The organism is Subtercola frigoramans, assembly GCF_016907385.1.
GTDB classification, from domain to species: domain Bacteria; phylum Actinomycetota; class Actinomycetes; order Actinomycetales; family Microbacteriaceae; genus Subtercola; species Subtercola frigoramans.
The window spans coordinates 370,623-390,276 of the sequence record NZ_JAFBBU010000001.1; the positions used below are offsets into that span (position 1 = coordinate 370,623).

14 protein-coding genes, 1 tRNA gene and 2 pseudogenes are annotated in these 19,654 nt (G+C 63.9%); 13 read left to right on the forward strand and 4 right to left on the reverse strand.

The genetic code is table 11. The features are described 5' to 3' along the window. Positions 1 to 282 precede the first annotated feature (282 nt). On the forward strand, positions 283 to 672 hold the full coding sequence (locus JOE66_RS17760; protein WP_372435502.1) for a universal stress protein: 390 nt from the start codon (positions 283 to 285) through the stop codon (positions 670 to 672). 19 nt (positions 673 to 691) lie between these two features. Here the strand turns inward: JOE66_RS17760 and JOE66_RS01815 are convergent. Further along, positions 692 to 1,462: pseudogene (locus JOE66_RS01815) on the reverse strand (alpha-amylase family glycosyl hydrolase); the annotation flags it as partial. A 114-nt stretch (positions 1,463 to 1,576) separates the two neighbouring features. Here JOE66_RS01815 and JOE66_RS01820 point away from each other — a divergent pair. Then, positions 1,577 to 2,158: a hypothetical protein gene (locus JOE66_RS01820; RefSeq protein ID WP_205106445.1), complete on the forward strand. Its 582-nt coding sequence runs from the start codon at positions 1,577 to 1,579 to the stop codon at positions 2,156 to 2,158. A gap of 69 nt (positions 2,159 to 2,227) precedes the next feature. Here the strand turns inward: JOE66_RS01820 and JOE66_RS01825 are convergent, their stop codons facing one another. Further along, complete coding sequence (locus JOE66_RS01825) at positions 2,228 to 3,625, reverse strand: protein kinase domain-containing protein (protein ID WP_307827004.1); 1,398 nt, start codon at positions 3,623 to 3,625, stop codon at positions 2,228 to 2,230. A 246-nt stretch (positions 3,626 to 3,871) separates the two neighbouring features. On the opposite strand from JOE66_RS01825, the gene JOE66_RS01830 reads away from it, so the two are divergent. From JOE66_RS01830 to JOE66_RS01850, 5 genes and pseudogenes are all read left to right on the forward strand, one after another. Then, complete coding sequence (locus JOE66_RS01830) at positions 3,872 to 7,006, forward strand: MMPL family transporter (RefSeq protein ID WP_205106446.1); 3,135 nt, start codon at positions 3,872 to 3,874, stop codon at positions 7,004 to 7,006. After that, positions 7,003 to 8,919: a YhgE/Pip family protein gene (locus tag JOE66_RS01835; protein ID WP_205106447.1), complete on the forward strand. Its 1,917-nt coding sequence runs from the start codon at positions 7,003 to 7,005 to the stop codon at positions 8,917 to 8,919. The genes JOE66_RS01830 and JOE66_RS01835 overlap by 4 nt, the downstream gene beginning before the upstream one ends. Before the next feature lie 125 nt (positions 8,920 to 9,044). After that, positions 9,045 to 9,135, forward strand: a tRNA-Ser gene (locus JOE66_RS01840). A 360-nt stretch (positions 9,136 to 9,495) separates the two neighbouring features. Then, a pseudogene (locus tag JOE66_RS01845) lies at positions 9,496 to 10,929 on the forward strand (diguanylate cyclase domain-containing protein); the annotation flags it as partial. A gap of 130 nt (positions 10,930 to 11,059) precedes the next feature. After that, positions 11,060 to 11,728 (forward strand): EAL domain-containing protein, encoded by a 669-nt coding sequence (locus JOE66_RS01850; protein WP_307827274.1) that lies wholly within the window; start codon positions 11,060 to 11,062, stop codon positions 11,726 to 11,728. A gap of 225 nt (positions 11,729 to 11,953) precedes the next feature. On the opposite strand, the gene JOE66_RS01855 is transcribed toward JOE66_RS01850, so the two are convergent. Beyond that, positions 11,954 to 12,544, reverse strand: a complete 591-nt coding sequence (locus tag JOE66_RS01855) for a TetR/AcrR family transcriptional regulator (RefSeq protein WP_205106450.1) — start codon at positions 12,542 to 12,544, stop codon at positions 11,954 to 11,956. A 153-nt stretch (positions 12,545 to 12,697) separates the two neighbouring features. Here JOE66_RS01855 and JOE66_RS01860 point away from each other — a divergent pair, with 153 nt between their 5' ends. The 3 genes from JOE66_RS01860 (at position 12,698) to lgt (ending at position 16,774) form a co-directional block, all read left to right on the forward strand. Then, the gene (locus JOE66_RS01860; RefSeq protein ID WP_205106451.1) at positions 12,698 to 14,914 is read left to right on the forward strand and encodes an MMPL family transporter; all 2,217 of its coding nucleotides are present in this window, start codon (positions 12,698 to 12,700) and stop codon (positions 14,912 to 14,914) included. 2 nt (positions 14,915 to 14,916) lie between these two features. Beyond that, on the forward strand, positions 14,917 to 15,474 hold the full coding sequence (locus tag JOE66_RS01865) for a cytochrome b (RefSeq protein WP_205106452.1): 558 nt from the start codon (positions 14,917 to 14,919) through the stop codon (positions 15,472 to 15,474). Between the two features lie 343 nt (positions 15,475 to 15,817). Continuing rightward, entirely contained in the window at positions 15,818 to 16,774 is a 957-nt protein-coding gene (gene lgt, locus JOE66_RS01870) for a prolipoprotein diacylglyceryl transferase (protein ID WP_205106453.1), read from the forward strand. Positions 16,775 to 16,837: 63 nt separating this feature from the next. Here the strand turns inward: lgt and JOE66_RS01875 are convergent, their stop codons facing one another. Then, entirely contained in the window at positions 16,838 to 17,179 is a 342-nt protein-coding gene (locus JOE66_RS01875; RefSeq protein WP_205106454.1) for a rhodanese-like domain-containing protein, read from the reverse strand. Positions 17,180 to 17,348: 169 nt separating this feature from the next. Between JOE66_RS01875 and JOE66_RS01880 the strand changes: the two genes are divergently transcribed. From JOE66_RS01880 to JOE66_RS01890, 3 genes are all read left to right on the forward strand, one after another. Further along, positions 17,349 to 18,632: an MFS transporter gene (locus tag JOE66_RS01880; RefSeq protein ID WP_307827005.1), complete on the forward strand. Its 1,284-nt coding sequence runs from the start codon at positions 17,349 to 17,351 to the stop codon at positions 18,630 to 18,632. A gap of 90 nt (positions 18,633 to 18,722) precedes the next feature. Continuing rightward, positions 18,723 to 19,064, forward strand: coding sequence for a rhodanese-like domain-containing protein (locus tag JOE66_RS01885; RefSeq protein WP_205111492.1), 342 nt, complete (start codon positions 18,723 to 18,725; stop codon positions 19,062 to 19,064). A 42-nt stretch (positions 19,065 to 19,106) separates the two neighbouring features. Beyond that, positions 19,107 to 19,604: a hypothetical protein gene (locus JOE66_RS01890; RefSeq protein ID WP_205106455.1), complete on the forward strand. Its 498-nt coding sequence runs from the start codon at positions 19,107 to 19,109 to the stop codon at positions 19,602 to 19,604. Positions 19,605 to 19,654 lie beyond the last annotated feature (50 nt).

Consider the following 19,654-nt stretch of genomic DNA (forward strand, 5'->3'; position numbering starts at 1 on the left):
GCGTCTCTCTTCTGGCACCCGGTTCTTGTTTTCCACGGTATGTTTGTGACCCGCTTGTGGGGCAGAATGAGGTTGGTGGAGGGGGGAACCGAATTGCAGGCGGCGCGGTTCGCAATGGCCCGCAGGAGTCGTCGGATGTGATTCGGGTCAGCTATGGAGAACTGGTCTGTAGATGGGTTGACAGGGATAGCCGGTGCGCCGAAGACTCGAGCTCACGGCATGGTGATCGTCGGTGTCGATGGATCGCCGCTGTCTGTTGAAGCGCTCGCCCAAGGAGCCGAAATGGCTCAGTGCCTGGGTGTGCCGCTCGAGGCGATCACCGCCTGGTCATCGGTGAGTGGGCCTTACCTGACTACCCCACCCCAGCTTTATGGTGCGCGAGAAGCAAAGGCGAAGTCAACGGTCGAACTCGCTGCGACCGCAGTTTTCGGCGCAGTTCTGCCACCGTGGTTTCACGCATATTCAGCACATGGCCCTGTGGCGGGTGTGTTGGCTCAGCAGAGCAGATTTGCGAAGATGCTGATTATCGGACGAAACAAGGGCACACCAGTGGTGGGGAACGCGCTCGGTTCGGTCGCACTGGAGTGCGTTGAGAATGCCCACTGTCCTGTGCTTCTGGTGCGCAATCACAGAAGCCCCCACTTGACGAAATTCGTCTACTCGAGCTTGTGAAGGCGTAGATGTTCTCGCGGTCGCCGCGCGAGGCGAAGACCTCGGTGTGCATCTCGTGCACGAACTCGTGGATGCGCGGCCCCGAGATGACGAACGGGGAGCCGTCGCCGTACAGCCGGCCCTCGTACACCATTCCGTCGGGCAGCACGGTGTCTTTCGAGATGAAGTTGATGACGTCCATGCGAAACCCGTCGACCCCGCGGTCGAGCCACCAGTTCATCATCTCGTAGACGGCCACAGGCACCTCGGGGTTCTCCCAGTTGAGGTCGGGCTGCTTCTTCGAGAACAGATGCAGGTAGTACTGGCCGGTGGGCTCGTCGTAGGCCCGCGCCGACCCCGAGAAGGCCGAGCCCCAGTTGTTCGGCTCGGCACCGGGGGTGCTCGGCTCGAAGCCCTGCCGGGCATCGTGCCACCAGTACCAGTCCCGCTTCGGATCGTCGCGGGACGAGCGCGACTGCACGAACCACGGATGCTCGTCGCTGGTGTGGTTCACGACCAGGTCCATCACGAACTTCATGCCCCGCGCATGCAGGCCCTCGGTCAGCTCGGCGAGGTCTTCGAGGGTGCCGAACAGCGGGTCGGTGTCGCGGTAGTCGCTGATGTCGTAACCGTTGTCGTCCTGGGGCGAGGTGTAGATGGGCGCGAGCCACAGCACATCGACGCCGAGGGTGTGCAGGTAGTCGAGTTTGCCGATCACACCGCGCAGGTCACCTACCCCGTCGCCGTTCGAATCGGCGAAGCTGCGGGGGTAGACCTGGTAGACGACGGCGTTCTGGAACCACTGATCCATGTCTCCATCCTCTCCCTTCGGTGCACAATTCGCCGTAGTAGTGTGTGGATGCTCGCCCAATTCCGCGGCGCAGCAACACGTCTGCGATGAACATGCGGGGGGCGGTGATCAGGAGTGGCGGCAAAGAAGCTGCGCGGCACCAAGCCCGGCAGGCGCCGGCGCACCCTGTACTTTCCCGTGGACCCCGAGGCGATCGGCCGGGCCGTCGACGAAGGCGCGCTGATGTCGCGAACTGCCGCCACGATGGCGACCATGAACCACATCATCGTGGGCGCTCTGCGCAACGGTGTCGACTACGACGCCGACGAGGTCGCGAGGTTCGTGAAGCACGAGCTGCGCCTGCTCTCGCTGGAGCAGGCCGAGATGGCCGAGCACATCAAGCGGCTGATGTGGGAGTTTCCGCCGATGCTTCGCAAGTCGAGCACGGTCGCCGACTTCCAGCTGCTCACCCAGCGCCGGGTGACCTATTCGGCTCTCGCGAGTGAACTCGCGCGCCTCCACGATGACGAGGACTACATCGCCGAGGCAGTCGACTCCTCACAGAAGTGGGCCTGGTCAGAGCTCAGCCGAGCCATCGAGGTGCGGCTCGACGAAGTCATCGACCCGAGTGAGTCTGCCGAGTACGAGAGCATGCGTGAGGAGCGCATGCGGGCTCTCCGCGAGGTGGACCTGCCGCGTCTCGCCCGAGGCCTGTGACCCATCGAGCTTCCCGAAAGTGTCGGTGACTCGCCGACAGACCGACGATGTCGGGCAAGTCGATGGGGTCTACGCGCGGGAGGTGCGGATCTCGCCTGTGGTGCGCATGCCCTCCTGGCGCAACTCGAGTTGCGTGACCACGAGTGCCGCCAGGTCTTCGAGGTTCTCGACCTCTGCCGGCGAGACCGCGCGAGTGACCAGGTCGAGTACCACGAGCGTGCCGATCGTCTTGCCGGTGTGTCTCTTCAACGGCACGCCGATGTAGAAGCGCAGGCCGAACGAGCCCGTGACGAGCGGGTGGTGCTTCGTACGCTCATCGAGACTGCAGTCTTCGATGATCACCGGGCCGTCGCTTGGCACGTGGTTGCCCGTGAAGTCGACCTCCTTGGCGATCGCTTCGACGTCGGCACCGAAGTGCGACTTGAACCACACCCGGTCGTGGTCGACCACACTCACCAGCGAGATGGGTGCAGAGAAGAGTCGGGCAGCCATCGCGGTGACTCGGTCGAGTGCTTCGTCGGGCAGCGTGTCGAGAATTCCACTGCGTGGCGACGCCGGGCCGAATTCCTCACCGTTCGGGAAGAGCGGTTCTGTCGACTCTTCTTTGTGTCGACCGCTCTCGGCGATCACGATCAGCTTGAGAGCGGCAACGAGTTCATGGCGAGACGGGCGGTCAGCAGCCTCCCGTGCCGTCATTGCTGCCAGCAGCTGTTGCCAGAGCTCAGAGAGGGTGTCGGGGATGACCGGGTCGCGAGTGAGCCGGGCGATGGCCGACTCGACGATGCTGCCCGGGTATTCGAGCTTTCGGGTGAAGCATTCCAGCAGCACGAGTCCGAGCGCGTACACATCGCTCTCGGGGCCGACGGGCTTGCCGGAGGCCTGCTCGGGGCTCAGGTACGCGGCTGTGCCGGTGGTCGCGCCCTCGGCGGTCATGCGTTCCATGTCGTCCGAGAGGGCGATGCCGAAGTCGGTGAGCTTCGCCCGTGCCCTCGGCGCCCCGTCGCCGTAGTCGACGAGCAGGATGTTCGAGGGTTTGATGTCGCGATGGATCACGTTGTGCGCGTGAATGTAGTCGAGCGCCTCGGCCATGTCGTAGCCGATCTCGCCGATGTGTCGCGGAGACAAAGACGGGGCCGCCGGTGCGAGGCGACGGTGCAGGTCGGTGCCCTGTACGAGCGTCATCACGATGTACCGGTTGGATCGGCCGAACCCGTCGACCTCGATGCCGGCGTCGTGCATCTGTACCAGCGCGTGGTGGTCGAGGCTCGCGAGAACCGCGAGCTCGCCCTCCTGGCGTTCGGAGTCGGTCGAGGAGCTGTGGAACAGCTTGATGGCGACGTCACGCCCGAGCGCTTCGTCACGCGCCCGGAACACGGTCGCCATTCCCCCGTGCCCGAGAGGGTGCTCGAGCCTGTACCGGCCACCGAGAACTCTGTCAGTCGAGTCTGGTGCTGGCAGAGAGGCCACAGATACCCACTTTCATTGCTTATTTTAGCCACCCAACACTGCTTGATCGGGCCGTGCGGGAGGGACTTGACAGCAGGGCACAATTCGGGCATGCGCTCCGGATGATCGGCAGCGGCATGGCCCGAGGACCGACTGTCTCGGCAAGGCGACCGCGGGGCTTTGCGCGGTGGACTGGTTCTGGGCTAGCTTGAGCCGTACGTGCGCCCGATCATCCCGCCGGGCGCTCGCACCAGGGGAGCACGACGCATGGCGACACTGCTGTACAAAATCGGTGGCTTCGCAGCCAGGCGGCACTTCGTGGTCATCGGCATCTGGGTGCTGCTGGTAACCGCCGCACTGCTCGGTTCGAAGGTCTTCGACGGGCAGATGGCGCAGTCGGTCGAGATCCCCGGCACCCAGTCGCAGACCGCGATCGACATGCTGCAGAGCCGGTTCCCGGCGGCAAGTGGAGCAAGCGCAAAGGTGATCTTCCTCGCCCCGGAGGGCGGCGACATCCATGCCGACCAGGCGCAGATCGAGGCTGCAGTGACCGCGCTGACAGCACTCGACGATGTCGCGGCCGTGAGCGATCCGTTCGTTGCCGCGAACTCTGCGCAGATCGCGGCGAACAACTCGATGGCGTACGTCGCGGTGCAGTACTCCGTGCCCCAGTCAGAGCTGACCCAGGAGCAGGAGAATGCAGTCAGGGCCATCGGCCAGGCGCAAGCGACTGACGGCGTGACCGTGGCCTTCTCGGGGCTGGTTCCGGTTCCCGCTGCTGCCGACAACTCGCAGGAGGCCGTCGGCCTGCTCGTGGCGTTCATCATTCTCGCCATCACGATCGGGTCTCTACTGGCGGCCGGCATGCCGTTGGTCACTGCCGGGATCGGTGTGGTCATCTCCACCAGTGCGATCACGATCTTCGCGAAGTTCGTCACGATCTCCTCGACTGCACCCGTGCTGGCGTCGATGCTGGGGCTTGCGGTCGGCATCGACTACGCCCTCTTCATCGTCTCGAGGCATCGCTCGCAGCTTGCCGCAGGCGTGAAGCCGCGGGAGTCGATCGCGCTGGCCATCTCGACGGCCGGGAGTGCCGTGGTCTTCGCTGCCCTGACGGTGATCATCGCCCTCATCGGGCTGTCTGTCGTGCAGATTCCGTTCCTTTCTGTCATGGGTATCGGGGCGGCGGTCGGCGTGCTGCTCGCACTGGTTGTCTCGGTGACACTGCTGCCGGCCATCCTGAGCCTGTTCGGCCGGAGGCTCATACCGAAACCGGGCTCGCGCGCGTTCAAACGTGAGGCGGCGACACACGACACGGCCGGTGCCACGCCGACGCTTGGCCGGCGCTGGGTGACGCTGGTCACGAAGAAGCCTCTCATCACGCTCATTTCGACGGCCCTGTTGCTGCTTGTCGTCGCCGTGCCGGCTCTCGGCATGAAGCTCACCATTCCCGACGCCGGGTACGACCCGGAAGGGTCAGAGGCGCGGGTGGCCTACGACCTGCTGACCGAAGGCTACGGGCCCGGCTTCAACGGGCCGCTGCTGGTCACGGCCGACATCAGTAAGACGACGGATGTCCTGGGCGCACTGAAGGCGCTCGAAAGCGAATTCACGGGGCTGGCCGACGTCGCCGCCGTAAGCCAGGCCGGGCCGAACGCCGCGTTCGACATGGCCGTCATCTCGATCACCCCCTCGAGTTCGCCCGATTCCGACGCCACGAAGAACCTCGTCAACACGCTTCGAGCCGGCGCTCCGGCCTTCGAGAAGGCGAACGGCTTCACGTACATGGTCACGGGCCAGACCGCCGTGTCGATCGACATCTCGAACCGACTCGGTGACGCTCTCGGCCCGTTCGCCCTCGTGGTGGTCGGGCTCTGCCTGGTGCTGCTCACGATGGTCTTCCGGTCGATCGCCGTGCCCATCACGGCAACTCTCGGGTTTCTGCTCTCGGTGAGCGCGTCGCTCGGAATCATCACCGCGATCTTCAACTGGGGTTGGCTCGCCGGGCCGATCGGCGTGCAGAAGGTCGGGCCCGTCATCAGCTTCATGCCCATTCTGGTCATGGCCGTGCTCTTCGGGTTGGCCATGGACTACCAGGTCTTCTTGGTGTCGCGCATGCGCGAGGAGTTCACGAAGACCGGGCGCGCGTTCATTTCGGTGATCGACGGGTTCAGCGCTTCGGCCCGCGTCGTCACGGCCGCGGCGCTCATCATGTTCAGTGTGTTCGCCTCGTTCGTGCCTGGTGGGGGAGCGGTGCTGCAACCGCTGGCCGGCGCACTCGCGATCGGTGTGCTGATCGACGCCTTCCTCGTGCGCATGACCCTGATCCCGGCAGTGATGGCGCTGCTCGGCGACAAGGCCTGGTACCTGCCGAAATGGTTGCAGCGCATCGTGCCCGACGTCGACCTCGAAGGCGAGAAGGTGCACGCACTTCTTGCTGCGCGAAGCTGGCGGCCCGAACCCGAGCTTGTCGCTCCCGCTGTCGCAGCCCCCGGCCTCCCGACGACCCCTGCGGAAGCAATCGCTGCTGCTGGCGCGCCCACCCACGAAGAAGCCGCAGTCGCTGACGTGCCTGCCGCGGCCAGCAGCGAAGTGGATGCCCGTCCCGCTGCAGCCCTGCCCCTCGACGCCAGCGCCCCCGAACCGGGCCTCACCCTCTCCATCGCAGCAGGGGGCCTGCTGCTCGACGGCGTCGAACCGTTCGATCTGCGCATCGGCGCCGGCGACATCCTCATCGTCGGCGGTACCCGCCACGACTCTGTGGCACTGCTCGCCGCAGTCACCGGCCGCCACGCTGCCTCCGGGTTCCTGACGGTTCTGGGCCACGCCCAGCCCTTCGAGGCGAGTGCCCTCCGCCGCGAAGCTGTGCTCGTGCTCGCCACCGAACTCGACGATTCGACCCTCACCCTCGCGGAGTACCTCTCCACCCAGGTCGGCCTTGTCGCCCGACGCCTGCACCGGGCGCACCGCCGGGCGAAAGCGGTCGGTATTCTCGGGCAACTCGAGGCCGTGCATCCGGAGCAGTTCGCCGAGGTTTCGGCGCACACGCCCGTCGGCGAGCTCAGTACCTATGCGCGAACGTGCATCGACGTTGCAGTCGGCCTCGCAGCGGAGCGGCCACTGCTTGCGATCGATCTGAGCACGCTCGGGCATCCACTCGCCCTCGATCTCATCGAGTCGGTCAGCACGCTCGCACCGGCCGGCACGACGCTCGTCTTCGCGGTGTCGCCGTTCGTCGACGGTGATGCTCTCTCGCTCGACGACGTCGGCTACGGCAACGCCCTGATAGCTCGCGAGAGAGCCCCCGAGGTCTTTGCGCCCTCGGTCTTCGGCCTCGAGCTCGCCTCTCGCACGATCATGCGGCTGGAGCTCCACCCCAGCGCTCGAAAGGTACTGGCATGAAACGCCTCGCATCGCTGCTGAAATCTCCCGATGCGGCCTCACGTTCGAGGCCGGTACGGATGATCGCCCTGGTGCTCGCCGTTCTGACCCCCCTGCTCGTGGCCGGCATCGCCATCGGCTCGGTCTCGGGGGCGTCGGCCGGGGCATCCGGTCGCCCCAACGTGCCGGCAGCCGTCGTCAACCTCGACACTGCGGTCACCACCACTCTCGGCGGAAAACAGACCACCGTGGCGGCGGGCAAGCTGCTGACTCAGCAACTGCTCTCGTCGGACACCAGTGGGTTCTCCTGGACAATCACCGACTCGGCTGCAGCCTCGGCGGGCCTCGCAGGCGGCACCTACTCGGCGGTCGTCACGATTCCGAGCGACTTCTCTGCCCAGTACATCTCGAGCCAGGGTGCCACCCCGATGGCTGCGACCCTTGCCGTGGAGACGAACGGTTCGCAGAGCTACGTGTCGGGCCTTCTCGCCACAGCACTGGCCTCGAACGTGCAGTCTGCGCTCTCGACGAGCCTGACCGAGGCCTACATCAAAGGTCTGCTGGGCGGGTTCACCCAGCTGAACACCACCGTCGCGTCGGTCGGTACGCAGGCTGCGCCGCTCGTCTCCGGTGCTGCCCAGCTTTCGAGCGGTACCGCGAGCATGGCCACCGGAATGGCCAGTGCCGACAGCGGAATGCAGGCGCTGAACTCGGGTCTCACGGCCATCTCCTCTGCCGTCGACGAGCTTCCGAAGGCCACCGCAGACCTGAATGTCGGCGCGCAGATCGCGCAGGGCGGCACGAAGCTCCTCACCGACGGCCTCGCCGAAATGGTGCTGAAGCAGGCCGACATCGAGCTGCGGCAACGCGTTCTCGATGACGGTTTCGCCGCTCTCACGCGCGACCTGCCGACACTCACTCCCGCCGAGGTGGCGAGCCGTGTTGCCGAGCTGCACTCGCAGTCGGCGTCGATTACCAGGTCGAGTACCGCCATCGGCGGCGACCTCGACGTAGCTGTGCTCGGCACCGCCGCACTGCACGTCGACACCGACCTGGTCGCCAAGGGCACTGCGGCGCTTGCAGGCTCGATGCCGGAGCTCGCCTCGAGTCTGTCGGCGGCGTCCTCGGGGGCAGGCGCTCTCGCCAGCGGGACCGCCAAACTCAGTTCGGCAAGCGCCGAAGTCGCCACGGGTGCAGCCGGCGTCTCGACGGGTACCACCCAGCTCGTCGACGGTGTCAACCAGATCGCCGCCAACATCCCCTCGTACACAGAAGCGCAGCAGACCACGATCTCCACCGTCGTCGCGGCGCCGATCACCACCACGGTGAGCAACGCCACGCGCACCTCCTCAGCGATGGATGCTGTGGCCGGCGTCATGGTGCCCATCGCGTTGTGGGCCGGGGCTCTTGCCCTGTACCTCGTGCTGGCACCGTTCACCGCGCTCGCGCTGGGCTCGGTGGCATCGATCTGGCGCATCGCACGCCGCTCGTTGGTGCCCGCGCTGCTGCTGGCGATCATCCAGGCCGCCATTGTGCTCGTCGGTCTCGCCCTGCTCGGGGTGACGCCGGGCCATCGCATCGGCACGGCCGTGTTCGTGATCGGAGCGTCGCTGGCCTTCGTCGCCCTGCACCAGGGCCTCGTCGCGATGTTCGGCAGGCTGGGCCGGATGCTCTCGCTCTCGTTCCTCGCGCTGCAGGTCGTTGCCGCCGGCGTGCTGGTTCCTGCCGCCTTCAGCCCGTCGTGGTTCGATACTCTGTCGGGCATCCTGCCGCTGTCGGTCGCCGTCACCGGGCTGCAGGCGCTCGTCACTGGCGGAGACGTCGGCGGGGCTCTCTCGGCGCTCGTCGTGCTCGCGCTGATCGGGGCCATCGGCATCGCGCTGACGCTCGTGGCGATCTCGCGGCGACGTACCGTGGTGCTGCCGACCGTGTGACGGGAGGCCGCGGCTGCGGTACTGGCTGCGGCATCGGCGGGCCGGCGTCACCGCTGGATCGTCGCGGGATCGCCGCGAATTCGGGGCGGTTCTTTCTTCGGCTATGATTACTGACGCAACACCTAGGAGCTGTCGCATAGTTCGGCCTAGTGCACCACCCTGCTAAGGTGGAGAGGGGTTTACACTCCTCCGTGGGTTCAAATCCCACCGGCTCCGCTGAACCAAAACCGACGACCTCCGGGTCGTCTTTTTTGGTTCGCGCGGAGGCTGTGGCGGGCTTGGGGGTTATAGGCCAGAACGTGTGGATGGTATCGGGCGTGTCATGATCGTCGTGCCCATCCTGTGCGGGTCCAGAGGCCCTTTTCGGCGCTGAGTCCGGTGTCCTAGTGGGTTGGCCCTTCGTGTTCCCAAACTGGCGCCGTCGACCCGTCCGCTTTGGGCCGCTCTCCGCTGCCTTCGCTCGTGTCCATCGTCCCGGGGCATCGAGGTTCGAGAGGAAGGGGTATGTTGGCCATACGCTCCAATATCCATCTACTAGGTGGCGAGGCTCGAGAAAGCGGAATGGATACGGTGAGGATGACTGCTCCGCCCAGGACGAGGTCGCTTCCGACTGGCCTTCTGGCGCGGGCGTTGGACGTGAATTCCGAAGGCATCATCATCACTGATGCGGACCAACTGATCATTTTTGCCAATCACGCCGCCGAGGAACTCGTCGGGTACACCGAAGAAGAAATGCTTGGCCGTAACTGCCGATTTCTTCAAGGAAGAGACACGGACGCAGAAACCGTTCTCAACATCCACGCGAGCTTGGCCGCGGAGAAGACGTTCCGCGGAATCATCCTGAATTACCGTAGCGACGGTGAAGCTTTTTGGAACGATCTGACCATCACGCCGATCCGCGGAGCCGACGACAACCTCACTCACTTCGTCAGCGTGCAACGGAACATTTCCGAGCTTGTTACGTTACGCGAGAACCTTCGAGAACAGATTCGTCGGGAACAACGCGAGGCGGAAACTGCCCGTCTCCTGCTGAAAGTGGCCAGAACGTTTGGTGCATACTCGAACGTGAGCGACCTCGCCGACGCTGTCGCAGAAGAAGTCCGTGTCGTGTGCGCAGCGGACCGTTCTGTCGTGCAGCTCTGGGAGAGCTCACCCGAACAGCAGCAGACAATTTCCTGGTCGGGATGGCCGTCACACCTATCCGATGAGGAGAGCCTGCTGTCGCTGGCGGCGCTGGAGCTGCCCGAGGTTGCTGCTCTCGTCTCCGCCGGTCGGCCCGCTCTGTTCGGGTCAGACGCGCCTGAGCAGATGCGGCGGCTTTTTACCTCGCTAGGCATTGTTGCGTGCGCGGCGATGCCCCTGATGGCCCGGAGCGAGCTGCACGGCGTGGTGTTGGTGTACTGGGCAACGTCCGCCCCGACGCCGGGCCTGGGAGAGATGATACTGAATCGACTCGAGGGCCTTGGGAACATCGCGGCCGTCGCGTTAGAGAACGCGAAGCTGCTCGACCAAGCGATCTGGACCAGCACACACGACTCGCTGACCGGATTACCTGATCGGTTGTTGTTCACGAACTCACTGCGCAGCGAACTTAGCGCATCGTCGACATCCTCGGACGATATTGCCGTTCTCTACGTTGACATCGACGACTTCAAGCGCACGAACGATACCCTTGGCCACCACGCCGGCGACATCGTGATGCGACACCTCGCCGCTGCTCTCCTCGAGGCCGTCCACGGCTCCGACGCGGCTCGCGACTCAGACGTCGTCGCGCGCCTAGGTGGAGACGAGTTCGTTGTCCTCCTCAGCGCCGAAAACGCCCAGGCGAAAGCGGAAACCGTTATCGCGCAGCTCCGACTGAACCTCGATTCCCCGCTCCGCATTGACGGACGCGACGTATTCGTATCAGCGTCGGTTGGATGCGCTGTCAGCGAAAACCTTGACGTGAGCCTAGATGTCGACGCGCAAGCGCTGAGCCTTCTCGCCCGCGCAGACGAGGCCATGTATCGAGCGAAGACCTCCCGGATAGGCGCACCGCAACGTGGCCTGCACCCGAGCGAACTCATCATAGATTCAGAGCTACACGGGGCCGTCGTACGAGGCGAGTTCACCGCGTACTTCCAACCTCAACTCGAACACCATCACAGGCGTCGAAGCACTCGCGCGATGGCACAACCCCGACCTCGGCCACGTCTCGCCCGCAGAATTCGTCCCAATCGCGGAGAAAAATGGTGTGATTCACGAAATCGGTGCGGAAATGCTCCGCCAAGCCTGCGCCCTGCTGCGAGAACTACTCGTCTCGCAACGCCCACTGGCCGTTTCAGTCAATGTGTCCGTCGCGCAACTCATGAAACACGACTTCATCGAGACCGTAGCCAGAATCCTTAAGGACTACGCCGTCCCGCCAGCGTTAGTCACATTTGAACTCACCGAATCCCAGTTCCTAGCCGACACCCTCCACATCGTCGCCCAATTGCACCGCCTCCGAGAGCTCGGCATTGGGGTATCCCTCGACGATTTCGGTATCGGAAACAGCTCCCTCATCCAGCTCTACGACCTTCCCCTCACCGAACTGAAAATCGATCAAGCGTTCATTCGTAAAGACGGTCCCGCCGGAGAAGCTCTCATCGGAGGCCTCGTAGCCCTAGCCCACCAACTTAACCTCACCGTCGTCACGGAAGGCATAGAAACTTCCCAACAATTTGACATCATCCGAAAACTAGGCAGCGACCGAATCCAGGGCTATCTCATCGCCCACCCGATGAGTCACCGCGACCTGACTTCCTTCCTCGCCGACCGCTCACACTGACCCGAACGCACCGCGCTCCTGTGCACGCGCGGCCATGCCGAAGGCGCACCGCCCTTCCGGCCCTCAGACAACCCGGGCCCCCATCATTTCGTTCATTCGAAGCCGCCGGCGAGCAGACGCCGAACACTCGCCCGTTCGGTAGAACACGCGAATGTAACATGATCCGTCGACTCGGTGCCCTCACTGCCACTTGACATGCAGTAGGTTCAGCCGTCCCGATGTTGGTTACGGAGTCGCCCGTATGGTGGCTAGAGCGGCGGCGAGGAAGTCGAGGGCGATTCTTCGGGTACTGGTGGTGGTGTTCTCGTCGAGATGGGCCGACGAGTGTGCTTCGAGCACTCCGAACAGTGTGGCGACGCCGAGCCGGGTCTTGAAGTGGTCTTCCGGGAGACCGAGATCGGCAGCGAGTGCTCTCCGCACTGCAGCGATGAGTCGTTCGACGGACGGGGTTCGAAGTGCGGGAAGTGATGGGTTGGCGGCCATCATGTCTGCGACCAGCTGTTTGCGTTCCTTGTCGAGGCTCTGGTCCTCTTTTTGCAGGAAGGCGTCGAGCACGCCGACGACGGTCTGGCTCGACTGACGGGCCTCGAGTGCTTCGGTGAGCCGTTCGCAGCCGCGGTTCGTGAAGCCCAGGGCGATATCGAGTTTGGTGGGGAAGTACATGGAGACTGTGCGCGGGGAGACCTCCGCGGCCTCGGCGATGTCGGCGAGGGTTGTACCCGAATAACCGTGTTCGGTGAACAGTCGAAGGCCGGCGACCTCGATGGCGTCCCGCCGACGCGCCTTTGATCGTTCGCGCAATCCTGACTGTTGCATGAGAAAAGTATAGTCGACAGAAAATTTGCAACGCGTTGCAATAATTCTCTGTAGTGTGATCACACGCGAGGTGCTCGATGACGGAGACGTGCTCTCAGCTTCTATTGCCGCGTTCAGGCACCCTCTCTCTGTCCTTGACGAAAGGTGCGCCCGATGGCGTCTTTGCTTTACAGGCTCGGTCTCGGCTCGTTTCGGCACCGGCGGCTCGTGGTGATCATCTGGCTGGCGGTGCTTGCGGCAGTGGGGGCCGGGTCGTTGACGCTGGCGGGTACGATGTCGGATTCGGTTTCCATACCCGGGCTCGAGTCGACAGACGCCCAGACTGTGCTCGCCGCCGAATTCGGGCCCACCCCCGACACTGCTGCGGCCCAAGTCGTTGTCGAAGTTCCATCGGGCCAGAAAGTGACGGATCCGGCCACTGTCACCAAACTCAACGCGTTGGTGAGCGAACTCGGCTCATTGCCGGGTGTCGCGACCGCTTCCGATCCTCTCGATTCGAGTGCTCCGACAGTATCGGCAGATCTCCGGGCGGCGTACAGCACCGTCACGTACGCGGCCACCGCTGCGAACCTGACGTCAACCGAGAAGACGGCCCTGTCGGACGCGGTCACGGCCGCGAGCAGCCCGGAATTCACCGTCGCGGTGCAGGGCAGCGCAACCGATTCCGGCGGCGCCGGTCTGACGGAGCTCATCGGCATAGTGGTCGCTCTGGTCATCCTGGCCATCACGTATGGATCGTTGCTGATGGCTGGCGTCAACCTCGTCGCGTCGCTGATCGGGGTCGGCATCGGATCGCTCGGCATCTCGACCCTGAGTGGATTCGTCACCCTCAGCGACACCACATCCTCGCTGGCCCTGATGCTCGGGCTTGCGGTCGGCATTGATTACGCCTTGTTCATCATGACGCGTTTTCGCCACGAGCTACGCAAAGGTCGCGACCTCGGCGACGCAATCGCAACAACCGTCGGCACGGCAGGTTCGGCTGTGGTCACGGCCGGAGCGACGGTCGTCATCGCCCTGGCCGGGCTCGCGGTCGTCGGAATACCATTCCTGGCAGAGATGGGTTTCGCCGCAGCTGCGACGGTTGTCATTGCTGTGTTGATCGCCGTCACCCTGGTGCCTGCGATACTCGGATTCATCGGATTTCGAGCGCTGCCCAAGAGGATCAGAGCTGGCGTCATGGCGATGACCCCGGAGGCCGTGGATGTTGACGACCTCCAGGTGAGCTTCCCGGGGTTCTTCGGGAGACTCGCTGGTCTTGTCACGCGTCGCCGGTGGCTCGTGCTCGTCAGTGGTGTGCTCGCGCTGGGTATCATCGCCATCCCCTTCGCCTCGATGCGCACGACCCTGCTCCCGAGTCCAAGCGAAGGCACCACCCAGGCGCAGGCGCAGGCGATCATGGATGATCATTTCGGGCCAGGAGCCAGCGGCCCGCTGATCATCCTCGTCGACGGAGCCGGGGCGGCAGAACGTGCGAACACCATCTCAGAGCAGGCCGCTGCCATGGCAGATGTCAGTCACGTCGGACAACCAGTACTTTCAGGCGATCAGAACGCCGCGATCGTCACTGTGATCCCGAAGTCTGGCCCAACCAGCGTCGAGACCGAGCAACTTGTTCGCGACATCCGCACCACGTTCCAGACGGGTGCGGGGCCTCAGGTATCGGTGACAGGGAGTACTGCGGTCAGCGTCGACGTGTCCGAGAAACTCGCTCAAGCGCTGCCGATCTACATTCTGCTGATCGTCGGCCTGGCGCTCATCCTGCTCGTTCTCGTCTTCCGATCGATCCTCGTTCCCGTCACGGCTGTACTCGGCTTTCTGCTGACCATCGCTGCCTCGTTCGGAGCTGCGACAGCCGTCTTCGAGTGGGGATGGGCCAAAGACCTGTTCGGCACGACGATCGCGCCGATCAACAGCGTCGCCCCCATCATCATCGTCGGCGTGCTCTTCGGACTCGCAATGGACTACCAGGTATTCCTGGTCAGCCGAATACACGAAGCCCACTCGAAAGGCGCCTCGCCCCGAAACGCTGTCGCCCACGGATTTCACAAGGCCGCCCCGGTCGTGGTCGCCGCCGCAGCAATCATGTTCAGCGTCTTCGGCGGATTCTTTCCCGGAGGAGACTCGACCTTGAAACCCATCGCGTTCACCCTCGCTACCGGGGTACTCATCGACGCATTCGTGGTTCGAATGCTTCTCATGCCCGCGGTCATCACCATCATGGGCCGCTACGCCTGGTCGCTACCCACCTGGTTGCGCTGGCTCCCCGAGCTCGACGTCGAAGGGCTCAGATTGGAGCAGAACACGGACGCCGCTGTTCGGCCTGAAGGTCACCGGTTCGGCCCCGAGTCCGTCAAGCAAGACGACTGAGAATGGCCCCGCAGTTGATTCGGAAGAGCTCCCCGAAACGATTCGGGACGGTCGCGATTGCCTTTCACTGGGTCAGCGCAGGGCTGATCCTAACGATGCTCACGACGGGTGTGATGTCCGCGAGCATCGCGGATGAATCCGTGAAAGCCAGTTTGCTGAGGATACATGTCATAGTCGGCGTTGCTCTGTTCGCACTCACGGTCGCCCGTGTCGTCTGGAGAGTTCGGGGTGATCCAAGCCCGGATTCATTCCCTGGCCAGAGGCGCTGGGACTGGATGGCTGAGCGTACGGTCCGCGTGCTCCTCTACCTGTCCGTCTTCGCTGCGATCGGCAGCGGCATTGCCACGATCCTCATCGCGGGGGCAGAGTTGCCGTTATTCGGGAGCGGAACGCTGGCGCTGCCGGACTTCGAGACCGCCCCCGGGTTCTCCATCCATAGCACCGCCGCGGGAATTCTTCTGCTCTTGAGCATCGGACATGGAGGCGCGGCACTCTGGCATCAGCTGATAGCAAAGCAGCGGGTGCTCGCTCGTATCGGCATCGGCCGCCCCCGCCGATAGAGCGCCCGCGAGAGCAGTATGTCCGAAACCCTGGCCCGTCTCAGTCCCGCTCTCGCATTTCAGGAGGGTCGCCGTCCTTGCTAAGCGACGCTAGCGCTGTACGGCGCCCACCGTCGATCGAGCGGTGACGCGGCACCCGCAAATGATTGTGATTCCCGCCGGGTGGAAGACGACGAAATTCCATCATTGCGCAGGGAGATGGGGAGTTCGCTCCAGCTGCCGTGGCCCGGTGAGATTCCATTGGCCGAGTATCGCCCTATTCAGCAATTTCACCGCTTACGCCTATTATTCTCGCGGGGTGGCATACGCCTCCAACGTCCGCAGGCTCAGGAAGAAGGACTGAATGGTTCACGCCAGCATCCCCAGCCCACCGATCAGTTCGTTCAACATCGGCCCGCTGACCATTCATTTCTACGCTCTGTGCATTCTCGTCGGCATCGTCATCGCCGTGTGGCTGACTCAGCGTCGCCTTGAGAATCAGGGTGCCGAGAAGGGCATCGTCATCGACATCGCCCTGTGGGCAGTGCCGTTCGGGATCATTGGGGGTCGTTTCTACCATGTGGTGACGCACCCCAACGACTACTTCTTTGCTGGAGCCGATCTCTGGAAGACGCTCTACGTGTGGGAGGGCGGCCTGGCGATCTTCGGTGGGATCATCTTTGGCGGCATCGGCGCGTTCATAGCCTGCCAACGCAAGGGAATCCGCTTCTGGGCGTTCGCTGATGCCCTGGCGCCCGGCCTGCTGTTTGCGCAGGCATTCGGGCGGTTCGGCAACTACTTCAACCACGAACTCTACGGTGGCCCGACCACCTTGCCCTGGGGCCTGCAGATCGAATCGACGAACGCCGCATTCCCTCCGGGACTACCCGCCGGAACCCTCTTTCACCCGCTGTTTCTCTACGAGATGATCTGGAACATCGGTGGTGCGTTCCTGATCATCTACATCGAGCGCCGCCTACGGCTGCACTCGGGAGAAGTTCTCGCGCTGTACTTCATTTGGTACGGTTCCGGTCGGGCATTCTTTGAGTGGTTGCGCCTGGACCCGACCGAGTTCACCTTTCTCGGTCTCAAGGCCAACGTCATCGCCGCGCTCCTGGTCGCAATTGCCGGGATCATCCTTTTCGTCGTTCAGCGACGGCGAAACCTGCCCTACCCTGAAAGCGCCTACAGGCCCGGAAGGGAACCGGCGGTTGTCGTCCGGGTCAGCGATGACCGTCAGCACCCTGAAGTCGAGCCTGCGGAAGCCTCCACTGGAGCGATCGCGTCCGAATTGGACAAGACACGCCAGGGAACGGAGTGAACGAAGCCGCTCGCTGACCGGTCGAATTCACGACGAACCCCGCGTCGGGCATCCATGTCCTGCTCAATTCGTTTCGACAGCGCCGCCGGCGGCTTTCCAGGCAGGCATCCCGCCCGTCACCGACGAGACGGTGAAGCCCTTCCTGGCCAGGGTCCGCGCAGCGATGTCTGAGCGATGGCCGGACTGGCAGATGGTGATGATCTGGGTATCGTGAGACAGTTGCGCACCCCGAGAACTGATGAGCTGTAGCGGGATGTGCCTGGCGCCCGGGGCGTGCCCACGAGCCCACTCGATTGCCGTGCGAACGTCTACGAGGATCGCCCCGTCACGCACTGATTGGATTGCGGCAGAAGCATCGATCGGCTGCACGGCTCGACCGTGCTCGCGCGTCTTGAATAGGCCCATGATTCTCTCCCGAGCACTGGCGGGGTGCACTGCCGTAGTTCAGATGTGATCATACCCCTATGGGTATGATTTCCTGAGAAGGGTTTACCGATCCGAATCTGAGGGAGTAACCCGTGAGTACACGTGGGATGCCAGGGCAGTCCGCGCGACAGTCTCCGATCGGAGCATCGTGACCGGCACCGATTCCGTGGCAGCGTCCACCGTCGGGTCTCCCGCCGTAGTGGCGAGCCAGCGACGCATCGTTCGAGCATTGATCGCCGGGCAGATCTTCGGTGGCGTTGGCATGGGTGCCACGCTGTCGCTCGGTGCCCTGCTTGCTGCCCAGCTCGGGGGTTCGACGGCATGGTCGGGCATGGCGGCGACGATGAGCACGCTCGGCGCGGCCGCCGTTGCCGTTCCTCTCGCGCGTCTGGCTGCGGCTCGGGGCCGACGACTCTCGCTTTCCAGTGGTTCGATGCTCGCTGCGGTCGGCGCGATTCTTGCGATCACCTCGGCCCAGATCCAGTCGTTCCCCCTGCTGCTGGTCTCGCTCATGCTGCTGGGCGCGGGGTCGGCGACGAACCTCCAGGCGCGTTTCGCGGCCACCGACCTCTCCCAGCCGCGATCGCGCGCGCGTGACCTTTCGATCGTTGTCTGGTCGACGACAATCGGTGCCGTGCTCGGGCCGAACCTGTTTGGCCCAGGCGAGGTCGTCGGCGCCTTACTGGGTTTGCCGCCACTGACGGGAGCCTTTGCGTTCTCGCTTCTCGCCCAGCTGTGCGCTGCTGTCGTCTACGCGTTCGTCTTGCGACCAGACCCGCTGCTGACGTCATATGCACTGCTCGGAACACGGCCTCTCGCGGGTTCACGTACTGGCGGATGGGCGATCCTGCGCGCCAACCCACGCGCACGATATGCGGTGGCGACGATCGCGTTCAGCCAGGCCACGATGGTGGCGTTGATGTCCATGGCCCCGGTGCATCTCCGGGAGAACGGCGCGATGCTCACCATTGTCGGATTCTCCATCAGCCTGCATGTCGCGGGAATGTACGCTTTCTCCCCGGTCTTCGGGCGGCTTTCTGATCGGTGGGGCCGGATGCCCGTCATCCTCATCGGTCAGGGCCTGCTGCTGGCCTCCCTGCTCGTCTCCTCGCTCGGCGGAGCATCACAGTCCTCGATGATGATCGCCCTCGTCCTGCTCGGGCTCGGATGGTCGGCTTCGGTGATCGCCGGATCGGCGCTCGTTTCAGACGCGGTCACGGCAGAACAACGAACGCCACTGCAGGGCTTCTCCGACCTGTCGATGAACGCTGCGGGTGCCCTCGGTGGTGCGGTGGCGGGCCCGATCATGATGGCCGCGGGATACTCGGGGCTGGCGTGGGTCGCCATGGTGCTCGTCGCAGCGGTCGGCGCCTGGTCGATCACCCGGATGCTCGGCTCGCGCCCGGTCGCACGCCAGGTCGCAGCGAAGTAGGCTTCTTGCATACCCTAGGGGGTATGTGTATTGTCGGAGGTGTTCACACAACGCCTGACGGCGAGTCACCTCGAGACGGATGGATCGACCATGGGAGTCTTCGACTCACTCAAGTCAAAGTTTGCCAAGCCATACAAGAGCATCGGCATCGATGAAGCGAAAGAACTCATTGCTTCGGGAGCGACCCTTGTCGACGTCCGTGATGCAAGCGAATGGCGAACCGGCCATGCTGCCGCGGCCAAGCACGTACCCTTGGATCGCCTGCGCACCAGCACTGCGGGCATTCCCCAGGCAAAGCCCGTTGTCGCGATCTGCGCTTCCGGAATGCGGTCGCAGACCGCAGCCGGAATCCTTGCCGCGAAGGGGTACGACGCCTACACAGTCCGTGGAGGAATGAGCGCATGGCGCCGCGCAGGCGAACCAACGCGGTGACAGTGATCGGCGCGTGCGGAATGCGCGAGAGTGTGGTGACTGATGTTCGCTGAAATTCGTCACTGGGAACTCTCGCGGTGGCTCACCTCCGCTGGGGTTTCGGTTGCTGTGGCGACAGGCCTGCTGTTTCTCGCGGGAGTATTCCAGCAGCCGGCTCCGGGCGCGCTGCAGACACCGCTTGGTTGGGAAGTTCCAGCGATTGCACTGTCAGCAGTGCTCGCAGGATTGCTGATCGCAAGCTACGTACGACCGGCAATAGGCGCAGAGGTGACATTCTGCGACGTGCGCTGGCCCGGTCTTTCTCTCGCGCTCACCGCGGTAGGAACCCAGACGGCCAGCGCGCAGACGCTCGTCACGGGCGTCGCGCGCCCCGCTGTCGCGCTCGCGGCAATCGGAGTGTTGGCGTGGGCCCTGATAGCGCGACTTCGACTCGAACACGACCTCCGACTACACGCGTTGCGTGTCGCTTCTGGTGAGGAACCCGCCGAAGGTATGACATGCACGACGTGCCGTCCCCTTTTCAGCCGCATCAGCCAGTAGCCGAGATTCACATCCAGACCAAAGTCCACAGCCAAATTCATAACCAAGGA